The organism is Bdellovibrio reynosensis (assembly GCF_022814725.1).
Classification (GTDB): domain Bacteria; phylum Bdellovibrionota; class Bdellovibrionia; order Bdellovibrionales; family Bdellovibrionaceae; genus Bdellovibrio; species Bdellovibrio reynosensis.
On record NZ_CP093442.1, the window covers coordinates 1,845,729 to 1,864,922 of the forward strand.

A 19,194-nucleotide genomic window follows, 5' to 3' on the forward strand; every position below is an offset into this window, starting at 1 on the left:
CTTTATCTTAATTCCCTAGCTGTCGACCTAAATTTTTTAACCATGGACATAATCAAAGGTCGAGGCGTGCGTTTTGCGGGATCTACGCAAAGCTCGAAAAGATTCACAAGGTCTTCGGTATTATTTGAAGAGATGTCCCCGTCATAAAATGCCATGGACCAATTTTCAAATAAGCGGCTGTGATCTGATGTTTCAAGAAGAACGCGCAAGTTGTAGTTGCGATCATCTATGATAATTTTACCTAGGACTTTGCGAACGGCCGCTTCAGGGCCTTCAAGAACTTGGAAGAAATAACCTTCACGAAATATAAGAATTCCAGTGATGTTTTCCATCGCGTTGTTCTTGCGAGATACGTTAAGGATATCGTGAATATCGGTATAACTGATATCCTCAACGGCCTCGCTAATATAAACGAGATGAAAAACGTTAGTACTCATTACATCCAATTACACTGGTTTTGCCATCATGATCATCGCTTCGCCTTTAACCACGATATCGCCATTGCCTTTTTTCGCAATCGTCTCAACCGTTGCTAAACCTCTTTCTTTGCGAATCGCTGTGATAGTTACTGTCACTGTCACATCGTCATCAAGAAATACAGGGTTCACGAATTTCATGTTTTGGCTTAAATAAATTCCGTGTCTGCCAATACCATCAACTAAAGCTCTAGAGATCAGAGCACCAACAATCATCCCGTGAGCAATACGCTGTTTAAATCTGCTTTTCGCAGCGTATTCTGCATCCACGTGGATGGGATTAAAGTCACCAGATAGCTCAGCAAATTGATTCACCATTTTTTCAGTCACCTTCGTGGTGAATGAAGCTGAATATCCGATGTCACGTTCTGCATTGTTAGTCTCTGTTACCATTTTCTAAAACTCCTAGAGAATATTTGCTGCTAACTCAGCAAGCTCAGATCTTTCACCCTTCGTGAGTGTCACGTGAGCTGCGATTGCGTGTCCCTTAAACCTTTCGACGGCGTAAGTGAGTCCACTGTTAGCAGAATCAACATAAGGGTTGTCGATCTGATATACGTCTCCAGTCAATATAACTTTTGTACCACGGCCCGCTCGCGTCACGATGGTTTTAATCTCGTGCGGAGTTAAGTTCTGGGCTTCGTCTACAATCAAATATTGTTTAGGTATGCTGCGACCGCGGATATATGTCAATGGTTCGATGTTTAGCATTCCTTGATTGATCAACTCTTGAGCGCGTCCTGCTGCCTTCTTGTCCGCACCCATCAGGAATTCCACGTTATCAAAGATCGGCTGCATCCAAGGGTTTAACTTTTGTTCGATATCCCCTGGTAAATAACCAATATCTTTTCCCATAGGGAAAATCGGACGAGATACAAGCAATCTTTGGAATTGTCCTTGATCTAAGCACTTGTGCAAACCCGCCGCAATCGCAAGCAATGTTTTACCAGTACCGGCTTTACCTACTAAGGAAACGAATAATATTTCGTCGTTCAGTAAACAGTCCATCGCGAATGCTTGTTCAACGTTTCGCGCGTGAATACCCCAAATTGAATCCGCAGCTTGCACTAGTGGAACAATAGCTTTTTCTGCGCCGCTAAATCTGCCAATTGCAGAGTGATTCGGATTAGCAGAATCTTTCATGATCACATACTGATTCGCATACAACTTGATATCGGTGACGAAACGTTTTTCTTTATAGAAAGAATCGATTTGTTCGGGAGTGACCGAAATCTCTTGGTAACCTTCGTAAAGGTCATCTTTGTTTTGGTCAGAACTTTCATAATCCTTTGCAAAAATTCCGTAAACGTCTGCTTTGATACGAAGATTGATGTCTTTGGTGATCAACTCAACTTTGTAGCGAGGGTGTTGCTTTTGCAAAGCAAGTGCTGTGTTCAAGATTCTGTTGTCAGCTTTTTGGTGATCAAGTTCTGAAGGCATACCTGCCAACATCAAATCCGTATTGATGTAAACCATGCTTTCAGAGTTATCGATCTGCACACCACTTGAAAGAGAACCTTTAGAGCGAAGCACGTCGATAAAGCGGCTGAACTGACGAGCATTTCGACCGTTTTCACCTTGGTCTCTTTTAAATTTATCTACTTCTTCGATAACTGATATTGGAATGTGCACATCAGCTTCGCCAAATCGTAAAATCGCTTGAGCGTCGAAAAGGATCACATTGGTATCAACAACAATTTTTCTGCGCTTAGATTTGCTCAAGGACAGCCCTCCGTAGTTAAGTGCAATGGCTTCAGCGTCGTTGCTAAAGCAATGGGAATTATCGCATTTTTTGCGACTATACCCCACTGGTTAAATTGCAACAAATTGCAGGACTAATGTCTATGAAATAGAACCCGCCTTCGCATCTTTGATGCTTCGGCGTGGCGGGCCCGCTAACTATCCGCTGAAAAAGAAAACGCAGGCTGTGTTGCCTGCGTTTTTTAGTAGTTGCCCTTATGAAGCCTCAGTGAAGACAGCTATGAAATGTGCGAAACAAGTACGTCGCCAGAGTCTGTTTTCAAACTCGCACTGACGTTTTCGATGAACTTCACAAAATGATGGAGCGCGACATCATTCATAGTTCCTTTTACGAAGCTAGCACCATGACGAACTACGCCCTCGTCTTCAATAGCACGGCTGTTGGTTACTCGGATTGTGAATGGAAAATACGTTGAATGATTAAGGTAAACTCTCATCGCAACTTCATCGCCCGTCGTGAAACCGCCCTCAGCAAGTTCCAAGTCAAAGGCCATACCGCTGTCAGAGATATCGTACATAGAAGCTTTCAAAAGTCCCTTTTCAGGAAGGACTACAAAGGCACCGATGAACTCAGTAAGAATTGTTCTTTTTACATCGCGGCGATCTCGGCTCAAGATTTCTTGGCGAGCTTCGGTGATATCGGTGATTTCAGCGCCTACTTCTTTTTTGGTATTTTCTAAAGAATTTTGAACCTTTAGGCGTGACGTGATATCAAGAACTTTCCCCATTATTTCCCCCTCTGGACATTACTTCTTATCGGCAGGATGTGTTTCAACTTTAGCCGTCTTGCCCAAAGGTCGGGTTTCGTCTTAAAATGAGACTATGACTGTGCTTCGTGGAGTTTTATCCAGTTTTTTCTTTCACTTGCTTATTCTAGGTGTTATCGCCTGGATCGCTCCGCAATTAGTTCATAAAGCTCCTGAAACCATCGAGGTTCAACTTTATCCTGAAGGGCAAATCCTTGAAGCCCTTACTCGCAACAAACAGCAAGTCGTGCGCCAGGCTTTAGTTCCTGAAAAACTAAAAGCGCAAGATGATGAAAACCTAGCGCGCCTTCTTTCTGAACAAAAACAGCGGGTGAAACAAGAAACTCAAGCTGCGAAATCTGGAATGACTTCAAATCGCGCAAACCTTCCAGGCGTTTCTGAAAATCGTCCTCCGCAATTAGCCGGCAAGAAACAGCCGTTACCAAAAGCTAAAGATGGTTATGAAAGTGTCGACATCTCTAAAGAGTTACAAGAGATGAGAAACTTCGCTGGAGATGGCTATTCAACGATTGGCGAATCACTGCCAAGCGAAGTGAAGATCGGATCTTTCACTGCTTTAAATACAGACCGCTATTTGTTCTATACATTTTATGCGCGGGTTGAAGAATTGATTCGCTTCCGTTGGGAATCTAAAGTTCAAAACGTTATCAACTCGTTAGATCGCGCCAATCTAAAACTTCTAGGCCAACGCAACTGGGTGACTCAAGTAGAATTCCTATTAGATAAAAATGGATATTTAAGACAAGCTTTACTAATGAAAGAATCTGGTGTGAAGCCGTTTGATGCAGCTGCCATTTTGGCATTCAGAGAAGCGCGAGTTTTTCCTAATCCACCGCCTGAAATGGTTCAAGACGATGGATACATTCATTTAAAATATTCTTTTACAGTTAATTACAATCCACCAGCCATGGCTGAAAGAAATTAGACTGCCCGCTTAGGAATAAACTTAAGCGAAGCAGAGTTGATACAAAATCTTTTGCCTGTTGCCCCAGGCCCATCATCGAAAACATGACCTAAATGAGAGTTGGACGATCTGGATCTAACTTCAATTCTTTGCATCCCGTGACTGTAATCAGGAAGCTCTATAACCACTTCGGGAGTTATAGCTTGAGTAAAGCTAGGCCACCCCGTTCCTGAATCAAATTTATCTTCGCTAGAAAAAAGTGGGACACCTGAAATAGCATCGACATAGATGCCGTCTTCTTTATGATCCCAATAAGCATTTGAAAACGGTCGTTCGGTTCCATTTTCCACCATGATTTGGTACTGCTCAGGAGTCAGAATTTTTTTAAGCTCAGCTTCATCTTGCGGCAGACCGCATTTCAATCTTTTTTCAGACATACCTTTTTCTAGCAGGTCCAGAACCTTTAGTCCAGGCTTTGGCAGAAATCATCCCACTCCTGACAGAGCCTTGTTAGAATGAAGGTCTATGAAAAAAATGATCTTCTTCAGTGTTCTAGTTACGTTGTTAGTAAGCTCTTTGTCCGCACACGCCCTGACGACAGAAATGGGCCTGTCTTACGGAAGAAAAACTACGACCTTCGATGAAAACAATTCGTTTGATTCAGAATCTATCACTGGCTCGGTATCTTTATATTTCTTAGAAAGATTAGCTGTTGAACTTAGTTATACCGATGCGCGCGGTTTGCGCGAAGAAAAAGCCAGTGCTTCCGATGCACAAAGAACAACGACGCAAAAATCGCAAATTATGGGTGCTGACTTGATCTTAGTTTTCGCTGATAAAAAATCATTATTGCAGCCTTACATAAAAGGTGGCGGAGCACAAATCAGCCGTTACCAAGAAGTTCGTATCGAAGGCCAAGACACCTTCACTATCGAACCCGAATCAGCAACCGTTCCAAGTTATGGTGCGGGCCTAAAAGTTCAATTGACTGACACATTTGGAATCAAGTTAAGTTATGATGTGTGGAAGACACCAATTGGTGGTGGCTTACAAACAGATGACTCTTCCATTCGTGCAGGCGTGACTTGGGTGTTGTAAAATCCTCTTTTAAACTGTGTCTTATTGCTGGCGCGTTGGCTGTTCTGCCTGGCTGTCAGATTAGTTATTTAATGAAGTCCGGCGTTGGCCAAATCAAGTTGCTCAACTCTCGAGTTCCGATTGACGAAGCACTTAAAGATCCTAAAGTTGAAGAAAAGAAAAAAAACAAATTGCGCCTGGCACAAGAGGCCCGTGCTTTTGCGGAACAAGAACTTCACTTAGCTCACACTAAAAACTACACCTCTTACGTTGAATTGGATCAACCTTACGTCACCTATGTGGTGAGCGCAGCGCCTCGCTGGAAGTTAGACCACTACCAGTGGTCTTATCCATTTATGGGAAAGATGCCTTACAAAGGATACTTTAAGGAAGAAGACGCAAAAGAGTTAGAACAAGAACTGCAAAAAGAAGAAGATTTAGACACGTATTTACGTGGAGTTTCTGCTTATAGCACGCTTGGATGGTTTAATGATCCGCTTTTAAGTTCCATGCTTCGATATGATGACTATGATTTAGTAAATACCATCATTCATGAAACCGTTCATGCGACTTTATATATTAAACATGCCGCTGACTTTAATGAACGCCTTGCGACTTTCTTAGGAAACATCGGAGCCCAACAATTTTACTTAAAAAAAGAAGGCCCTGATTCGGCCACAGTTAAGCAAGTTCAGCTGGAAAACGAAGATCAGAAAGCTTTTTCTATTTTCATTTCTAATGAACTTAAAAAACTTGAAAAATGGTACCAGGATCTTCCCGCTTCTGATCGAAATGAAGATAAGCGCATGGCGCGCATTAAAAAGATTCAGGAAGACTTCGTCACGGAGCTTTTGCCAAAGTTAAAAACGGATTCTTACAAAAATTTTCCTGATTATAAGCTAAATAACGCCAGACTGTTGGTTTATAAAACCTATATGCAAGACCTTAGTGAGTTTCAAAAGCTCTATGACTTATTGGGGCAGAACTATGCCCTTTTCATACAGAAATGCAAAAACCTAGAAACAGCCAAGGATCCGAATCAGGGCTTAAAAGAGCTGATTGCCACACTTGAAAAGAAATAGTTGGCGTCCGACACTGGTGCTTCCTTTTCCAAATCTAGACAAGAATTAAAAAACTCCCTATGCTTTTTTTATGAAAAACCTGCTGATAGTTTCAATTCTATTATTAAGTGTTTCCTGCGCTCACAAAGAGGTTGAAGAAAATAAAATCAACCAGCTAGATAAGGTCGGCGTGGTCGCCGTCTTTGATGAAACTTTGCCCGTCGATTTGATGGGTTCCAAAAATGAAAAAACAGCAGACATTCTTGCCTGGAATTTAAATCAAAATTTGGAAAGCGAACTGACCCAGTACTTTCAAAGTTTAAACAAGCAAGCTTTCGCAGTGAAAGTCGATCCCACGGTGGTCGAAACTGGCAAAGTGGCAGCCCGTGGCTTAAAAAACCTGTATCTTGGAAATCGCTATCAGGGATTAGAACAATACCTAGTGAGTGAAGCTGAAAAACAAGGAGCACAATATTTGGTGATCCTTCACCCCACTAGTTCTGAAAACTATCCTCAGTATAAAGCCGGATATGGACTGCGGTGCCAAAACGCCCGCGACGAATTGATGGGCTATGGAATGATGCAAGCTCAGCTTTGGAATTTGAAAACAAAAGCAGTGGAATCACGCACTTTGATTTTGCCCAAGGATTTAAGTTTTAAAACTGGCAAGTCTTGTAGCGAGGCTGCAAAACTTCCAGTTAATTCCTTAGCTGAACAATACAAAAATCAAATCGTAAACCTTGCTAAAAAATCTGCAGAAATTGCGATTTCACGCACCGGTGAAGCGACTTCAACAACTACGAAGTAGTTAGTGTTCAATAATGACTTTAGGTTGTGGCAGGGTCTTGCTAGGTTTAGCGCCTGCCTCGGGGCGAACCAGCATTGTCTTAATTCGATTGGTCAAATCTTGCTTGATCGCCAAATACTGAATCATGCGATCGTTGCCAAGCAAAGACTTTAGGCGATCGAACTCTTCTTCAGAAATTTTGCCGTAACTTTGTAACAGCTTACGATACTTCGCAAGCTCCTCGTCCTTTTGCTTTGGCGTTTTAGCATTGGACATGCTTTGAATACTTTCATTCAAGGACTGCCCGACTTCGCTTTTTCTTTTATTTAGATGTTTTATTAATTCGCTGAACTTTTTTTCTTCAACAGAGCCTAGTTTCAGCTCATCACTCATTTTCCAGATAAGAAGCTCTTCCAGTTGCTGATTTTTTTCAGCCGCTTGGGAAGAGATTCCTATTAAACTGGAAAATAGAATGAAAGAAAAAAGACTTAACATCCAGCGCACGTAAACCACCCGAAAATGGGTGTTTAGCGTTCGCCTTCACCCATAATATTATTGAATTTAGCTACAGATAAATTTTCAAATGATTCTGTGGCTACGTCCATAAAAAAGTCAGATTCAGTTTGCGAGCTGATTAAAGTCTGGGACAGTTCTTCTGGGGACAATAGGGCTGCTGCAACTATCCTTTCGTGGCCATCACTTAATAGGCCGGTACGTTGTAAAGATTGGTTAACTTTTGTCACCTGTGGCGCAATCAAAAACGCTAGCAGGAATAATGAACTTACGCCGCTAAGGGGATAAAGCCAACCTCTCCAGTGAGAGCGTAAAAGCTTCCGTGGTTTCATCATGACCGGAGCTGGAGCAATCTCCGTTTTTTCCACCTCCGCCATGATTTTACTGTGAAGCCGATCGAAAAACTCATCGTTCATCGGAAGTTCGACTTCATCATGGGCCTTCAGGCCTTTGCGTATTTTATCCATCCGGGTCATTTGGTCTTCACGATCCATCGTTTATCCTTCTGCTTCTGCAAAACGTTGATTCACTTCCATAAAAAATCCACCTACCTCTTCAGTCCAATTTTTAAGCTCCGCTTGTTGCTCAAAAGTCTGACGTAATTTCATAAGCGCATGTCTGTAATTTGCTTTTGCCGTGTCATAAGGGCATTCCATGATATCGGCAATTTCGTTAAAGCTTAGATCTTCGTAAACGCGAAGGACTAAAGCTGTACGCTGTTTAAACGGCAGCTTTTCAACTTCTTGTTGCAGAAGATCTGCGACCGCTGTGTGCACTAAAGTTTTTTCGGCTTCAGCGCCAACAGCAAGTTGCACATCATCGATGTCAACCGTGTCGCGCTTCCATTCGCGAAGTTTATTGCGGGCAGTATTCACCGCAATTTGGAACAACCAACTTTTGAAGGAAGCTCGTCCTTCAAAGGAGTTCAGCTTTTCGTAAGCCTTGATGAACGCTTCTTGCGTTACATCCTCCGCGGTGTCCATGTCTTTTACAAACCGCAAACTCAAGCGCAGCACACTTCTTTGATGTCGTTTCACGAGTTCGGAAAAAGCCCCTCTGTTACCAGATTTTACTTTTTCAACCAGTTCAAGATCCGTTACCCCAAGATCTTTCTGCATATATGACTCGTTTCTCTCATATTTCGGTTAACGTTCTGAATTTTTTTTCTGAAGAGCCATTATGCCCCCCTCAGCCCCCGGTAAATTCGCCCCCAAACCCGAGCTGCCTACGCTCTTTCCTTACTGCAATGTCGGTGCCTAAGAAGTGTGGTCAAAATGGCTCTAAATACATGATATGTTTCGTGAATTTACGATTTTGTTATATGACCCATAAGCAAATGTTATGGGCAAATGGGTGTCGACAAATCAAACAAGCCTGCAAAGTTTTCGGGATGGGTTTTGGTCCCCGCGCTTCTTTGTTAGAACTTTATTCCATGAAACATCTATTAATAGTCTTTGCGATTTTGTTATCGGGATTCTTTGCTTTCGCAAATGCCTTACCTATTGAGCAGGATCTTTCTGCATTGATGATAGATCAGAAGGATAGTTTGTTTTATGACCTTGGAGTCATCCGTGCTGGCGATGACAGTTCTTTATGTGGGCCTACGAGTGCAGTGAATTGGCTTCAGTTGAAAGTTGCTAACCAGGCTTATCCTAAAAAAGATCTGGTTCGTTTAGTAAAAGAGATCTCAGCTAAGAACTATCCTGCTTATCAAGGCGTTAACAACGGCATGACCGAACATGAGCTTGTGAAGTTCATGAACTTCATGAATGCGCGCTTAAACGTAAAAATCGATTATCAAATTAAAGGTCGCAGTGTCCTAGGGGAGGCAGATCTTTTTTCTGACAATGTTCAGATCCTATTAGTTAAGTATGCACAGATTCCTCGCGCGCCAGAAAGACCTCCAGGGGGAATCGGTGGACGTCGTCCGCCACCCATGTATAACCTGCCCCACGAAGAACCTTTGATCCGTGGCTTTCATTTTGTTTTAAAAGTGGTTGCTGATGCGAATACTCGCGAGATTACGGTGATCGATCCAGAAAACCCAGCAAGATACACGCGTCTATATATTGTTGGATCAACAGATTCAGGCATTAAGATAAAACCAACTTCAAAAGCTGACTTCCCGCACTTTTCTTTCGGCGTTCCATTAACATGGTCCGTGGTTTCTGCGATTGAAGAGAAGGTTAACTAAGCTTTCTCTTCTTCGTCCAAGGCTGAGCAAAGATAACCACACCAGAAACAAGTAAGAACAAAACGCCAAGGCCCATCGGCAGACCGATAACGTAACGGCCAATCTCCCCTGAAGTCCAAAACGTTCCTTCATGAAGTGAAACAAGTAAACCAGTTTTACGTACACCTTGGCCCAGGATATTTCCGTTCGCTCCATCAATCGCAACTTCATAATCGGCGGCTTTGCCTTGAACTGTAATTGAACCTGACGACGGTCTAATATCGATACGCTTGATGTCGGTCAGAGCTTGCACTTTCAATTCAGGAACAGATTGAGCCACCTTTAAAATTTCATTTAAGCCAATCTGCAGCTCACCAGTGGCTGGCGGAAACTTTGGCGAGAAAAAAGTATTCTTCCCACGGAATAACAAAAGAATTCCCGTCACGATCGTGATCAAAAAAGGAATAGTAATAAAAATAGAAATCCACTTATGGTATTTGCGCCAAAATCTCATTGCGTCCTTGTAGGACATGCTGGAACAAAATGGAAATAAAGAAGCTAAGTGAAAAGTAGATGAAGGTAACTAGGGGTGCTAACCGCACCCCATAAAGAATTTAATTGGCTATTGTTGTTCTATTTCTACCACCCTGCTTAGATTGGTAGAGTGCCTTGTCGGCCCTATCGTAGATTTGAGTCCATTCTGTTTCTGTCGGAAGCTTTGTCGCAACACCCACTGAAATCGTTACCGGGATTTTTTTATTTTCCCAGATAAACTCATGGGCTTCGATTGTTTGACGAATACGTTCTGCTACTTCGGCCGCTGTTTTTGTTGGCGAACCAGAAAGAAGCAAGACGAATTCCTCACCCCCGTAACGAGCAAAAAAGTCATTTGCACGAATCAGCTTCGTGATGACGATGCGGCACAGTTCCTTAAGAACATAGTCACCGCCTGGATGGCCGTGGGAGTCGTTGATCTTTTTAAAATGATCGATATCAAAAGTAACTAAGCTGAATGGCTCATTTAAAACTTCAGAGCGTTTCATCGCTTCAGGGCCTTTTTCTAAAAGAGCACCTTTAGAATGAGCACCAGTTAAAGCATCTTTTTGCGCACGCTCGTACATCGCTGCATTCGTCATCGCTTCGATGCTGCCCTTTTCTAGGAATTTAAAAATAACGTTTCCAGTTTTGATTTGATCGTTATTTTTTAAAAGGCATGAAGCTAACGGCGGGATCACTTGGCCATTCACGATAGTTTTATTTGTGGAACCTAAATCGATAACGGAAACTTCGCTGGCGTTCACTGCGAACTTCGCGTGGGAACGACTTAAAGATTTATCATCAATATAAACTTGGCTTTCCACAGAACGACCAATAACGATATCGCTAGCGGTGATAGGATATTGTTTCCCCACGTAACCCGGAGGACCAATCAACACCACGATCGCTGGAGGAACCTCATCGGCCTCCTTCAAACGACCACGGAATGTATCACTAGCAACTATACTGGTTTTTTCTAAATTATCTGAGTTGTCGTCGTTATGAGCCATACGAAAAAGTATAAAGCTAGCGACTAACGAATGACAATTAAGCTTTCTTCAATTTAGCTTTGGCTAGTCTCTTGCCTAGCTCAACACCAGGTTGGTCGAAGGCATCGATTTTCATGTACTCGCCCATGCCAGCAACAACAAGTTCCCAGAACATAAACATGTATCCCAAAGTTTGTTCATCTAAGACCTTAGTCTTAAGAGTCATCGTAGAAATGCCGTTTTCAGCTAAGGCTTCCTGAGTTGCCAAAGCTTCTGCCTTCAGAAGTTCGCCCATAGTGCGACCTTGAAGATCCGCAGTTTCGTTAAATTGGGATTTAGCCAATTTTTGCGAACCCATTTCTGATTCTTCCACACGCATGAACATCACGAACTTATCTTTCGCACCTTCCATCACTTGCTGAAGGATCGAGTGCTGATCAGAAGCTCCAACTGCCCACATCGGTGTACTTGCGCGAGTCGCAGCGCCACCATCGCGGCCCGCTTTTTTACCCAATGATTCAGCCCAAAGTTGTTGAAACCAAGAACCGAAGTTTTTAAGACGAGAATTATAGAACCATAAAAGAGTAATCCACTCTTCACGTTTAAAGCTTTGTGCCACTTGAGCCATGGTTTCAGAAACCAACTTTGTATCTTGCAAAGCCATCGCTGCGCCGACGCGGATTTTTTCTAAGTCTAAACCAAGATAAGCCGCAGGCATCATACCTACCGGCGAAAGAATCGAGAAACGACCACCAACATCCACCGGGATTTCACAGATAGTTAGAGAGTTCTTTTTTGCCCAATCAGTCAGAGTGTTTGCTTTAGGCTCAGAGATCACCAAACTTTGGCTTGCAACTGTTAAGCCTTCTTGTTTGTAAATTTGATCAATAAACTCGAGTGCACAAAGTGATTCGATTGTTGTGCCCGATTTAGAAATGAAAACCCAACCTACTTCACGAAGATCACCCAGCTCTTCAATCAAAGTTTCAAACTCAAGAGCATCAACGTTGTCGATGAAGAAAAGATTCTTGGCGCGGAAAACTTCAGCCAATACGCGGTTGCCCAAAGAGCTTCCACCAAGTCCCACAATCACAAGTCTTTTAAAACGGTGATTAAATTCCTTACCAGCAGAATAGGATTGTTCCCATAAAGAAATTCTTTCAACCAATTGAGGAAAACCAATATCTTTACGTTTTAAGAAAGTTTGCAAAGACTCTTCACAAGCCTTCAAAACAGAAGAATCAATTTTATGCCCAGATTGAGTAATTTCTAACATACAACGTGCCCCTTTAAAGAATGCCCCGATCATCCCTCAAAAAAACAAAAAATTGTAGCAGAATAACATTATAAAACGTTACTGAACTAAAACGCGAAGCGCGTCCCAAGCGCGATGAGCCAGAATAAAAAAACTGAAACGGAGGTTGGCGAGAAGGGTCCATATGCAAGGCGGAAGCCTCTTCCCGCAGCGCAGGTGTAGCGCCACATCGGAGCGAGGACAAGAGGTTTCCAACGCAGTCAGATGGGCCCTTATCGACGACCGTTAAGAAATAGCGACGTCTTCTTCGATCTTGTGGTACCCCTTCCATTCCTTCAAGCGTCCGCGTGGGCGGCTGCCATCTTCGGGGTATTCGATAAGTACGTAGGTCAATTTGGTGATTTTCCCTAGCGAAACGATGTCTAATGAAGTGATTTCTGTCCAAGTACCTGTATTGAAATACTCTTTATTTTCTGACCACTGGCGATATTGATAAACGTGGCTGTGACCAAATATTACGGTGTGCACCCGTTCATCTGTTAAGATTTTACGCGCTGATTCACTTAAGTCAGGGAAAATGGCGCTTTCAGCAATGACTTGCACGATACGCTTTAAAGGCCAAGCCCTGCGGGGATCCTTAATGAAAGCGCTTTTGGCGAAATAAGCTAAGGCCATAAAGAAAGCCTTAAACATCACTTTTGTTTCATTCATGAAAGACCAGCGAACCATTTTTCCGAACGGACGAATCTTATCTACGTGGGGATATTCTTCCTTGATCTTTAAAACGACTTCCAAAAAGAAATGCGAACCAAAGGGCAAATTCAAAATCGGCTCTACTAGATCTTTTTTTAAGAAAAACTTTTTAGGATCCATGCGGTTCGCAGCTTCTTGCATGTGACCATGTTCAACGTGAACGCCATCAAAGAAATAAACGATATTCTTGTAACGAATTGGGGTACCGATAACTTGATTTAAGTAAGCACGGCAGGCAGGCCACAACATCCCTTGGTCATGATTGCCGACGATATACGTGATAGAGTTTCCCGGTTTCGCCGCAAATTCTGCTAAGGCATCGAAAACATTCTTATGGCCTTTAACAATGTCTTTGAAAATTTCAAGGGTGACGGCTTCCGTGATTACGGAAAGGAAGTGTCCTTTGTAATCGCATTGAAGAAAATTAAGGAAATCACCATTGATGATCAGTTCAACTTCGTAATCACGATAGGCACCTGTGGAATAGTAGTGAATGAACTCCACCAACTTTTCCCCATAATAAAATTCTTCTAGGGAGTTGATACCGCCTTTTTCTAAAAGACGGCCTTTCCCCAAATGAAGGTCACTGATAATAATTTTAATTTTTTTTACAGGCGCGGGTTTCGCTACCGGAACGGCATTGTCGGTGTTTTCACTTGGAGAGGTAGCATCCATTCTACTCAGCTTTCTTCAGCGGAACGAGGTTCTCCTCTTTAGCCTCTAAGTTGCTAAGGGCCAGGCGCAACGCACGCTCAGTACGTTTAACCTGGTCTTGGTTTGCCTCGATGGTCTTGTTAAGTTCAAGACACTTCTTACGATAATTATCGAGTTCCTGTGAAAGCTGATCAATCTTTCTTTTTTGTTCTAAAATATACTCATCTTTAGACCGAACAAGGGCCGATTTTTCGGCACGCAATAGCTCTAGACGATTTTCTAGCTCTCTTTCACGCACGCGAATCTTTTTAAAATCAGATTTAAGTCGAGTCTCTAGCTCGTCCACTTTGATGCGGGCTTTGCTAACTTCATTTTCTTTATACTGCAAATTGCCTTTTAGAATTAGCAATTCACTGTGCGCCGATTCTTGAATTTCGCTTTTTTCTTTTTCTAAAGCAGTGATTCGAACCCCAAGATCATCTGCTCTGCTTTGAATGATTTCACCAGCAGAAGCCAGTTCTTCATTGTCAGCTCGAAGCTGTTCCACTTCTTTTTCAAGTTCTAAGATACGTTGTTGGGCGATCTTTAAGTTTTCAGCTTGCGCAAGACTTGCATCAACTGAAGTCATTACGTTCGCTGCACCACGACTGCCACGGAAACTTCCAACACTGACTTTAACATCCACCTCAGCGGATTTTCTTCCACCGACGCGGGCATTGGCAAAGCCATCTACTGCGACTGTTTTTTCAGCATCACTAGCTGCCGTCGAAGTCACTGCAAAGTCTTGTTGAATAGAAACTGTTTTATCTTCGCCTTGGCCGCTGCTACCAAAATCTTCACTCATTACAGGACGAGTCGACTCGTCGGAACTGTCGCTACCAAAGTTATTACCATCGAACGCATTATTTCCATCAAATGCAGGCGGAGAGAACAGTTCATCTGCTGATTGATAGCCGCCATCCATCGATGGACCTTTATAGACTGAATCTTCCTCTACAGAAGGAGTTCCCACCATAAAGCGCTCGGAAGGTGGCAAATCACCGAAGCCTTCGGGCATTTCAAAATCAGAATTGCTGGTATTTTCACCAAGATCTTCTTCAGAAGATTCTGAGCTGGCTGAAAATTCTGGAACTTCAAGATCTTTTTCTAAACCTTGTTCAAGCTGATCCCACATATTGGTGCTGATATTTGTTTTATCAACACGGTGGTCATCACCATCTAAGGTTGGCAAGCCGTCAAAGTCCTCCTCTTCATGACCTGAACGGTATGAAGACTCAGCTTGAATATCCTTAAGGTCGTCCATCAAGGATTCAATCAGGTTGTCTGCAGCTGTGGATTTCTTTTTCTTTTTGCTCATATCTCTTTGAAATATCGGAATTTCGGACGCCGCCCTTAAGGATAAAAGAGTCATGTTTGGATATTCATATCAAAGTCTAGGTGCCAGTTCCGAACGAGGCATTCTGTTTCAATCTGAGTCACTAAGTTCGCCCTATTATATTGATGTAAAAAAGGCCTTATTACTTAGGAAAATCCATAAACATTCCGATAAATTAGTTATGAAAATAGCTAAAACTTGCACGTTAATGGCGGGCTTAATTCTGTTTACTCTTCTTTTTGCTAAGGATGCTTTGGCATCACCGCAAGCACTGACTTATCAAGGGCGCATTTTAAAAACCGATGGAACAGCTTTGGAATACTCCAATGTGAGCTTCCAATTTGAAATCACCAGTCCAAATGGTTTATGTATCATCTATCGTGAACAAGTCGATCACGTCGACATGACCAACTCAAATGGCGTGTTTGACGTGCCAATTGGTGGGGGCACAAGAAGCTATCCTACCGCTGGCACTTTTAATCTTTTAGATTCATTTAATAACTCATCCATTTTCACTTGTGATGGCGGATCGACATATAACGCCGCTGCCGGTGATCAACGTAAGCTGCGTGTGAAATTCCATGACGGATCAGGATGGAAGACGATTTCACCGGATAATGAAATTAGATCTGTACCCTATGCGGGTTTTAGTTATTCCTCAGAACGCCTAGGCACTAATGTCGCTGCGGATTTTGTTTTAAAAAACAATATCACTTCATGCCCTGCGAATAGCTTTTTAACTTTTGATGGAACCAATTTTTCATGTGCTCCTGTCACTGGCGCAAGTGGTGGTACTGTTACAGCGGTTTCTTCTACGAATTCTTACTTGTCTGTAGCTAATGGCACTTCAACACCAGCGTTAACTTTAAATGTCGGCTCGGTTGCAAATACTGTGGCAGCAGGTGACGACGCGCGTTTCACCAATGCTCGTACACCGACTGGTACTGCGGGTGGGGATCTTAGCGGTACCTACCCAAATCCAAGTGTAGCAAAACTTCAAGGCGTTGCGGTTTCTTCCACTGCACCTACAAATGGTTATTTCTTGAAATACAACGGGACTGATTGGGCTCCTGTAGCGGTTGCGATTTCTGATGTGACGAACCTAACTTCGACTATTTCTGGTTTGCACACTACGGCTGCGTTTAACGCTGCTGTGGGAAGCGCTAACTGTGCTGCTCATCAAACGGCTTACTGGAATTCTGTTTCAAGCTCTTTTCAATGTCAGGCGATTAACGTTTCAGTTGCTGGGGACGTCAGTGGTGCGATCGGCGCAGTCACTGTTGATAAAATTAAAGGTGTTGCGGTAGATACAACAGCTCCAACAACTGGTCAGGTTTTAAAATATGATGGATCTAAGTGGGCGCCAGCATCTGATAGTTCAAATGCTGGTACTATTACTGGTGTAACTGCGGGAACTGGTTTAACAGGTGGGGGCTCTTCAGGTACTGTTACTTTGAATGTGAATGCAGGTACCGGGAACAACCAAATTGTGCAATTAGATGGTTCCGCAAAATTGCCTGCTGTGGATGGTTCTGCTTTGACGAATTTAAATCCTGCTAACCTTTCAACTGTTGTGTCAGTTGCGAAAGGTGGTACAGGCCAATCGACTTACACCGATGGTCAATTGTTAATTGGTAACACCACCGGGAATACTTTAACTAAAGCTACACTAACTGCCGGTACAGGCATTTCAGTTACTAATGGCAATGGCTCTATCACTATTGCAACTACGGGCGCGGCTCCAACAGGAAGTGCCAGTGGTGATTTAAGTGGTTCTTATCCAGGTCCAACAGTCGCAAAACTTCAAGGTTATGCCGTGGATTCTGCGGCCCCCGCTGCAAACAAAGTTTTAAAATGGGATGGTGTGACAAGTAAATGGACCGCGAACTTCGTGAAATTAAGTGAGCTCGTAAACTCTACAGGCGGCAGTGCTTTTGATATCGCTTCTTGTACGGCCGCGCAGACAATGAACTGGAGTTCCATCACTGATAAATTCCAGTGTCAAAACATCGCTATCGCTAACACTCAAGTTTCTGGATTGGGAACGGCTTCAACTAAAGCTGCTGGTACTGGTGCCAATGAAGTAGCCCTGCTTGATGGTAGCGGACGCTTGCCAGCAAGTGCATTACCTTCAACTTTAGGTCAATGGACCTTAAACGGTACTTCTACTTACTATAATGCAGGATATGTTGGAATCGGTACCAACGCCCCTGCTTATCGACTTCATATACAAAGTGAAAACACGGCTAATGAGTATGACGATGATGTGCGCATCGTCACTTATGCCGATAGCACTTCACCGTCTTTCATGATGCAAAAAGCACGAGGTACTTCCGCTGCGCCAACGGCGATCTTAAGCGGCAACACTTTCTTAAGTATTGCGGGTAAGGGCTATTCGACGGCCTTCAACTATGGTGCACAGATTACGGGTGTTGCTGAAGCCAACTGGGCGACGTCTGTTGATTCTTCTTTACGCTTCCAAGTAGCTCAAGCAGGTACTTTAAGCGAAGCTATGAGAATCATGCCGGGAGGTAAAGTTGGTATCGGTGCCACTGCTCCAACAAGTTTGTTACAGGTAGAAAGTGCTAGCACTGCCAACACTGGAATCAACGTTGTTAACACAGCAACTAACGGAAAGAGTTATGGAATCTACTCTTCTGGCGGAAGCCCGACAGCCGCAGGGTCTTTCGGCGTTTATGACAACACCGCTGGTGCTGCCCGATTCATCATCGATACAAACGGTAAAGCTTCCTTTGGTGGTTCAACACCTCAATCAACTAAACAGCTAACCGTGTCCGGTATCGCAACCGCAAACTGCTCTGCTGGTGGAACAGGTATCTGTATCGACAACAGTACGACAAGCGGTCTATATATCGCAGACTCTACTAATTCGTTTCAATCCAAATTTGAACAAAATAGTGCAACTCTTGCCCTTGGCACAATTTCAAACCACCCGTTCAAGTTAGTTTCCAACAATGCAGACCGGGTTAGAATCGAAGCCAATGGTAACGTGGGTATTGGTTCAACCACAGCGGCGGAAAAACTTCACGTATCAGGTTCAACAGCCAGTGGAGCTGTGAATCTTTTAGTTGAAAATACAAATGCGACTTCGGCAAGTGCTGTAGTGAGAGTGAAAAACACTTTGCGCAGTTGGGCCATGGCCGTTCGGGGTGATACCTCAAATCACTTTGTGATCCAGGACGACACCGCAGGTTACGTGCGTATGCTCATTGATTCAAATGGGAAAGTCGGTTTCGGTACTACAACTCCACAAGCAGGCCTTCACGTCCAAGATACTATGGGCGGAAACGGGTATTTCACTGCCTCCCCATCTGATGGTGGGCTTGAGATCGCCAGTGGTAATGACGGAAGTTCTTTCATCGATTTTAAAGGAAGCACTAACTTAGCTGCTGACTATAGAGGCCGCATTCTTTACGAAGATGGTGCAGGCTTCTTTATTAACACGAATGGTACTAACCCCGGCAAAGTCCATATTCGTGAAAGTGATGGTTATGTTGGAATTGGTACCACTAGCCCAACCCAACTTTTAACTGTGAATGGTTCAGCCTTAGCAACGGCTTGGAATACGACCTCTGATAAGCGTTTCAAACGTGATGTTCACAACATCGAAAATGCTAATGAAAAATTAAGCCGCCTGCGCGGTGTTCACTTCAACTGGAAAACAGAGATGCCAGTGGTAACAGCTGATCGCGAAGCTGATATCGGTGTGATCGCTCAAGAAGTAGAAGCCATCTTCCCAGAAGCAGTAACAACAGATGCGAACGGCTATAAGTCAGTAGCTTACAGTAAGTTAGTGGCGCCATTGATCGAAGCATCAAAAGAAACCTACGGCTTGTGTAAAGCTTCAGAGAAACAATGGAATGCATTAGCAGCCAAACTCGAAACACAAGGTCGTCAAATCGCTTCAATAAAAACTGAAAACACACACCAAGATAAAGAAATCGCAGATCTGAAAAAAGAAAACAAAATGCTTAAAGACTACCTCTGCGCCAAAGACTCAAAAGCCCCATTCTGCAAATAACAAAAAAATCTAAATACAAAAACAAAAAGCCCCGTAAGGGGCTTTAAAATTCGAAGTCATTAACCGAGGT

The 19,194-nt window shown here is 43.2% G+C and carries 19 protein-coding genes; 6 read left to right on the forward strand and 13 right to left on the reverse strand.

Translation table 11 applies throughout. The annotated features are described in order from the left end of the window. Positions 1-2 precede the first annotated feature (2 nt). The 4 genes from MNR06_RS08605 to MNR06_RS08620 form a co-directional block, all read right to left on the reverse strand. The gene (locus MNR06_RS08605) at positions 3-437 is read right to left on the reverse strand and encodes a BLUF domain-containing protein (RefSeq protein WP_243534970.1); all 435 of its coding nucleotides are present in this window, start codon (positions 435-437) and stop codon (positions 3-5) included. Positions 438-446: 9 nt separating this feature from the next. Beyond that, positions 447-869, reverse strand: coding sequence for a MaoC family dehydratase (locus tag MNR06_RS08610; RefSeq protein ID WP_243534973.1), 423 nt, complete (start codon positions 867-869; stop codon positions 447-449). Between the two features lie 12 nt (positions 870-881). Continuing rightward, positions 882-2,225, reverse strand: a complete 1,344-nt coding sequence (locus tag MNR06_RS08615) for a PhoH family protein (RefSeq protein WP_407933217.1) — start codon at positions 2,223-2,225, stop codon at positions 882-884. A 230-nt stretch (positions 2,226-2,455) separates the two neighbouring features. Further along, a complete protein-coding gene (locus tag MNR06_RS08620; RefSeq protein ID WP_243534978.1) occupies positions 2,456-2,965 on the reverse strand; it encodes a PilZ domain-containing protein in 510 nt (169 codons plus the stop codon). Between the two features lie 94 nt (positions 2,966-3,059). Here MNR06_RS08620 and MNR06_RS08625 point away from each other — a divergent pair, with 94 nt between their 5' ends. Further along, positions 3,060-3,929, forward strand: a complete 870-nt coding sequence (locus MNR06_RS08625) for an energy transducer TonB family protein (RefSeq protein ID WP_243534980.1) — start codon at positions 3,060-3,062, stop codon at positions 3,927-3,929. Here MNR06_RS08625 and msrB read toward each other — a convergent pair. Beyond that, positions 3,926-4,345, reverse strand: a complete 420-nt coding sequence (gene msrB, locus MNR06_RS08630) for a peptide-methionine (R)-S-oxide reductase MsrB (RefSeq protein WP_243534983.1) — start codon at positions 4,343-4,345, stop codon at positions 3,926-3,928. The genes MNR06_RS08625 and msrB overlap by 4 nt on opposite strands. An 88-nt stretch (positions 4,346-4,433) precedes the next feature. Between msrB and MNR06_RS08635 the strand changes: the two genes are divergently transcribed. From MNR06_RS08635 to MNR06_RS08645, 3 genes are all read left to right on the forward strand, one after another. Further along, the gene (locus MNR06_RS08635; protein ID WP_243534985.1) at positions 4,434-5,006 is read left to right on the forward strand and encodes an outer membrane beta-barrel protein; all 573 of its coding nucleotides are present in this window, start codon (positions 4,434-4,436) and stop codon (positions 5,004-5,006) included. 71 nt (positions 5,007-5,077) lie between these two features. Then, positions 5,078-6,067 carry an aminopeptidase gene (locus MNR06_RS08640; protein WP_243534987.1) on the forward strand — a complete coding sequence of 330 codons (990 nt, stop codon included), beginning with the start codon at positions 5,078-5,080 and terminating at the stop codon, positions 6,065-6,067. A gap of 70 nt (positions 6,068-6,137) precedes the next feature. Then, a complete protein-coding gene (locus MNR06_RS08645; RefSeq protein ID WP_243534989.1) occupies positions 6,138-6,854 on the forward strand; it encodes a hypothetical protein in 717 nt (238 codons plus the stop codon). Here MNR06_RS08645 and MNR06_RS08650 read toward each other — a convergent pair whose 3' ends face one another. The 3 genes from MNR06_RS08650 to MNR06_RS08660 are packed head-to-tail and all read right to left on the reverse strand — an operon-like array spanning position 6,855 to position 8,464. Then, positions 6,855-7,328, reverse strand: a complete 474-nt coding sequence (locus MNR06_RS08650) for a hypothetical protein (RefSeq protein ID WP_243540784.1) — start codon at positions 7,326-7,328, stop codon at positions 6,855-6,857. Between the two features lie 32 nt (positions 7,329-7,360). Next, positions 7,361-7,840, reverse strand: coding sequence for a hypothetical protein (locus MNR06_RS08655; protein WP_243534991.1), 480 nt, complete (start codon positions 7,838-7,840; stop codon positions 7,361-7,363). A 3-nt stretch (positions 7,841-7,843) separates the two neighbouring features. Beyond that, complete coding sequence (locus tag MNR06_RS08660) at positions 7,844-8,464, reverse strand: RNA polymerase sigma factor (protein ID WP_243534993.1); 621 nt, start codon at positions 8,462-8,464, stop codon at positions 7,844-7,846. Between the two features lie 182 nt (positions 8,465-8,646). Here MNR06_RS08660 and MNR06_RS08665 point away from each other — a divergent pair, with 182 nt between their 5' ends. Continuing rightward, the gene (locus MNR06_RS08665) at positions 8,647-9,540 is read left to right on the forward strand and encodes a hypothetical protein (protein WP_243534994.1); all 894 of its coding nucleotides are present in this window, start codon (positions 8,647-8,649) and stop codon (positions 9,538-9,540) included. Here the strand turns inward: MNR06_RS08665 and MNR06_RS08670 are convergent. The 5 genes from MNR06_RS08670 to MNR06_RS08690 all read right to left on the reverse strand — a co-directional run bounded on the left by MNR06_RS08670 (position 9,533) and on the right by MNR06_RS08690 (position 15,064). Next, positions 9,533-10,033: a PepSY-associated TM helix domain-containing protein gene (locus MNR06_RS08670; RefSeq protein WP_243534998.1), complete on the reverse strand. Its 501-nt coding sequence runs from the start codon at positions 10,031-10,033 to the stop codon at positions 9,533-9,535. The two genes, MNR06_RS08665 and MNR06_RS08670, sit on opposite strands and share 8 nt — an antisense overlap. A 100-nt stretch (positions 10,034-10,133) precedes the next feature. Then, positions 10,134-11,066: a diguanylate cyclase gene (locus tag MNR06_RS08675; RefSeq protein WP_243535001.1), complete on the reverse strand. Its 933-nt coding sequence runs from the start codon at positions 11,064-11,066 to the stop codon at positions 10,134-10,136. A 37-nt stretch (positions 11,067-11,103) separates the two neighbouring features. Then, the gene (locus MNR06_RS08680) at positions 11,104-12,321 is read right to left on the reverse strand and encodes a glucose-6-phosphate isomerase (protein WP_243535004.1); all 1,218 of its coding nucleotides are present in this window, start codon (positions 12,319-12,321) and stop codon (positions 11,104-11,106) included. Between the two features lie 264 nt (positions 12,322-12,585). Further along, entirely contained in the window at positions 12,586-13,728 is a 1,143-nt protein-coding gene (locus MNR06_RS08685; RefSeq protein WP_243535006.1) for a metallophosphoesterase family protein, read from the reverse strand. A 1-nt stretch (position 13,729) separates the two neighbouring features. Next, positions 13,730-15,064: a hypothetical protein gene (locus MNR06_RS08690; protein ID WP_243535009.1), complete on the reverse strand. Its 1,335-nt coding sequence runs from the start codon at positions 15,062-15,064 to the stop codon at positions 13,730-13,732. 199 nt (positions 15,065-15,263) lie between these two features. Here MNR06_RS08690 and MNR06_RS08695 point away from each other — a divergent pair, with 199 nt between their 5' ends. Beyond that, positions 15,264-19,124 carry a tail fiber domain-containing protein gene (locus MNR06_RS08695; RefSeq protein WP_243535012.1) on the forward strand — a complete coding sequence of 1,287 codons (3,861 nt, stop codon included), beginning with the start codon at positions 15,264-15,266 and terminating at the stop codon, positions 19,122-19,124. The last annotated feature ends 70 nt before the right edge of the window (positions 19,125-19,194 follow it).

What these genes read in the sequence shown, in the direction of transcription:
- MNR06_RS08605 (WP_243534970.1), bottom strand. Translation starts at nt 437, where the DNA reads ATGAGTACTAACGTTTTTCATCTCGTTTATATTAGCGAGGCCGTTGAG.
- MNR06_RS08610 (WP_243534973.1), bottom strand. Translation starts at nt 869, where the DNA reads ATGGTAACAGAGACTAACAATGCAGAACGTGACATCGGATATTCAGCT.
- MNR06_RS08620 (WP_243534978.1), bottom strand. Translation starts at nt 2,965, where the DNA reads ATGGGGAAAGTTCTTGATATCACGTCACGCCTAAAGGTTCAAAATTCT.
- MNR06_RS08625 (WP_243534980.1), top strand. Translation starts at nt 3,060, where the DNA reads ATGACTGTGCTTCGTGGAGTTTTATCCAGTTTTTTCTTTCACTTGCTT.
- msrB (WP_243534983.1), bottom strand. Translation starts at nt 4,345, where the DNA reads ATGTCTGAAAAAAGATTGAAATGCGGTCTGCCGCAAGATGAAGCTGAG.
- MNR06_RS08635 (WP_243534985.1), top strand. Translation starts at nt 4,434, where the DNA reads ATGAAAAAAATGATCTTCTTCAGTGTTCTAGTTACGTTGTTAGTAAGC.
- MNR06_RS08640 (WP_243534987.1), top strand. Translation starts at nt 5,078, where the DNA reads ATGAAGTCCGGCGTTGGCCAAATCAAGTTGCTCAACTCTCGAGTTCCG.
- MNR06_RS08645 (WP_243534989.1), top strand. Translation starts at nt 6,138, where the DNA reads ATGAAAAACCTGCTGATAGTTTCAATTCTATTATTAAGTGTTTCCTGC.
- MNR06_RS08650 (WP_243540784.1), bottom strand. Translation starts at nt 7,328, where the DNA reads ATGTTAAGTCTTTTTTCTTTCATTCTATTTTCCAGTTTAATAGGAATC.
- MNR06_RS08655 (WP_243534991.1), bottom strand. Translation starts at nt 7,840, where the DNA reads ATGGATCGTGAAGACCAAATGACCCGGATGGATAAAATACGCAAAGGC.
- MNR06_RS08660 (WP_243534993.1), bottom strand. Translation starts at nt 8,464, where the DNA reads ATGCAGAAAGATCTTGGGGTAACGGATCTTGAACTGGTTGAAAAAGTA.
- MNR06_RS08670 (WP_243534998.1), bottom strand. Translation starts at nt 10,033, where the DNA reads ATGAGATTTTGGCGCAAATACCATAAGTGGATTTCTATTTTTATTACT.
- MNR06_RS08675 (WP_243535001.1), bottom strand. Translation starts at nt 11,066, where the DNA reads ATGGCTCATAACGACGACAACTCAGATAATTTAGAAAAAACCAGTATA.
- MNR06_RS08680 (WP_243535004.1), bottom strand. Translation starts at nt 12,321, where the DNA reads ATGTTAGAAATTACTCAATCTGGGCATAAAATTGATTCTTCTGTTTTG.
- MNR06_RS08685 (WP_243535006.1), bottom strand. Translation starts at nt 13,728, where the DNA reads ATGGATGCTACCTCTCCAAGTGAAAACACCGACAATGCCGTTCCGGTA.
- MNR06_RS08690 (WP_243535009.1), bottom strand. Translation starts at nt 15,064, where the DNA reads ATGAGCAAAAAGAAAAAGAAATCCACAGCTGCAGACAACCTGATTGAA.
- MNR06_RS08695 (WP_243535012.1), top strand. Translation starts at nt 15,264, where the DNA reads ATGAAAATAGCTAAAACTTGCACGTTAATGGCGGGCTTAATTCTGTTT.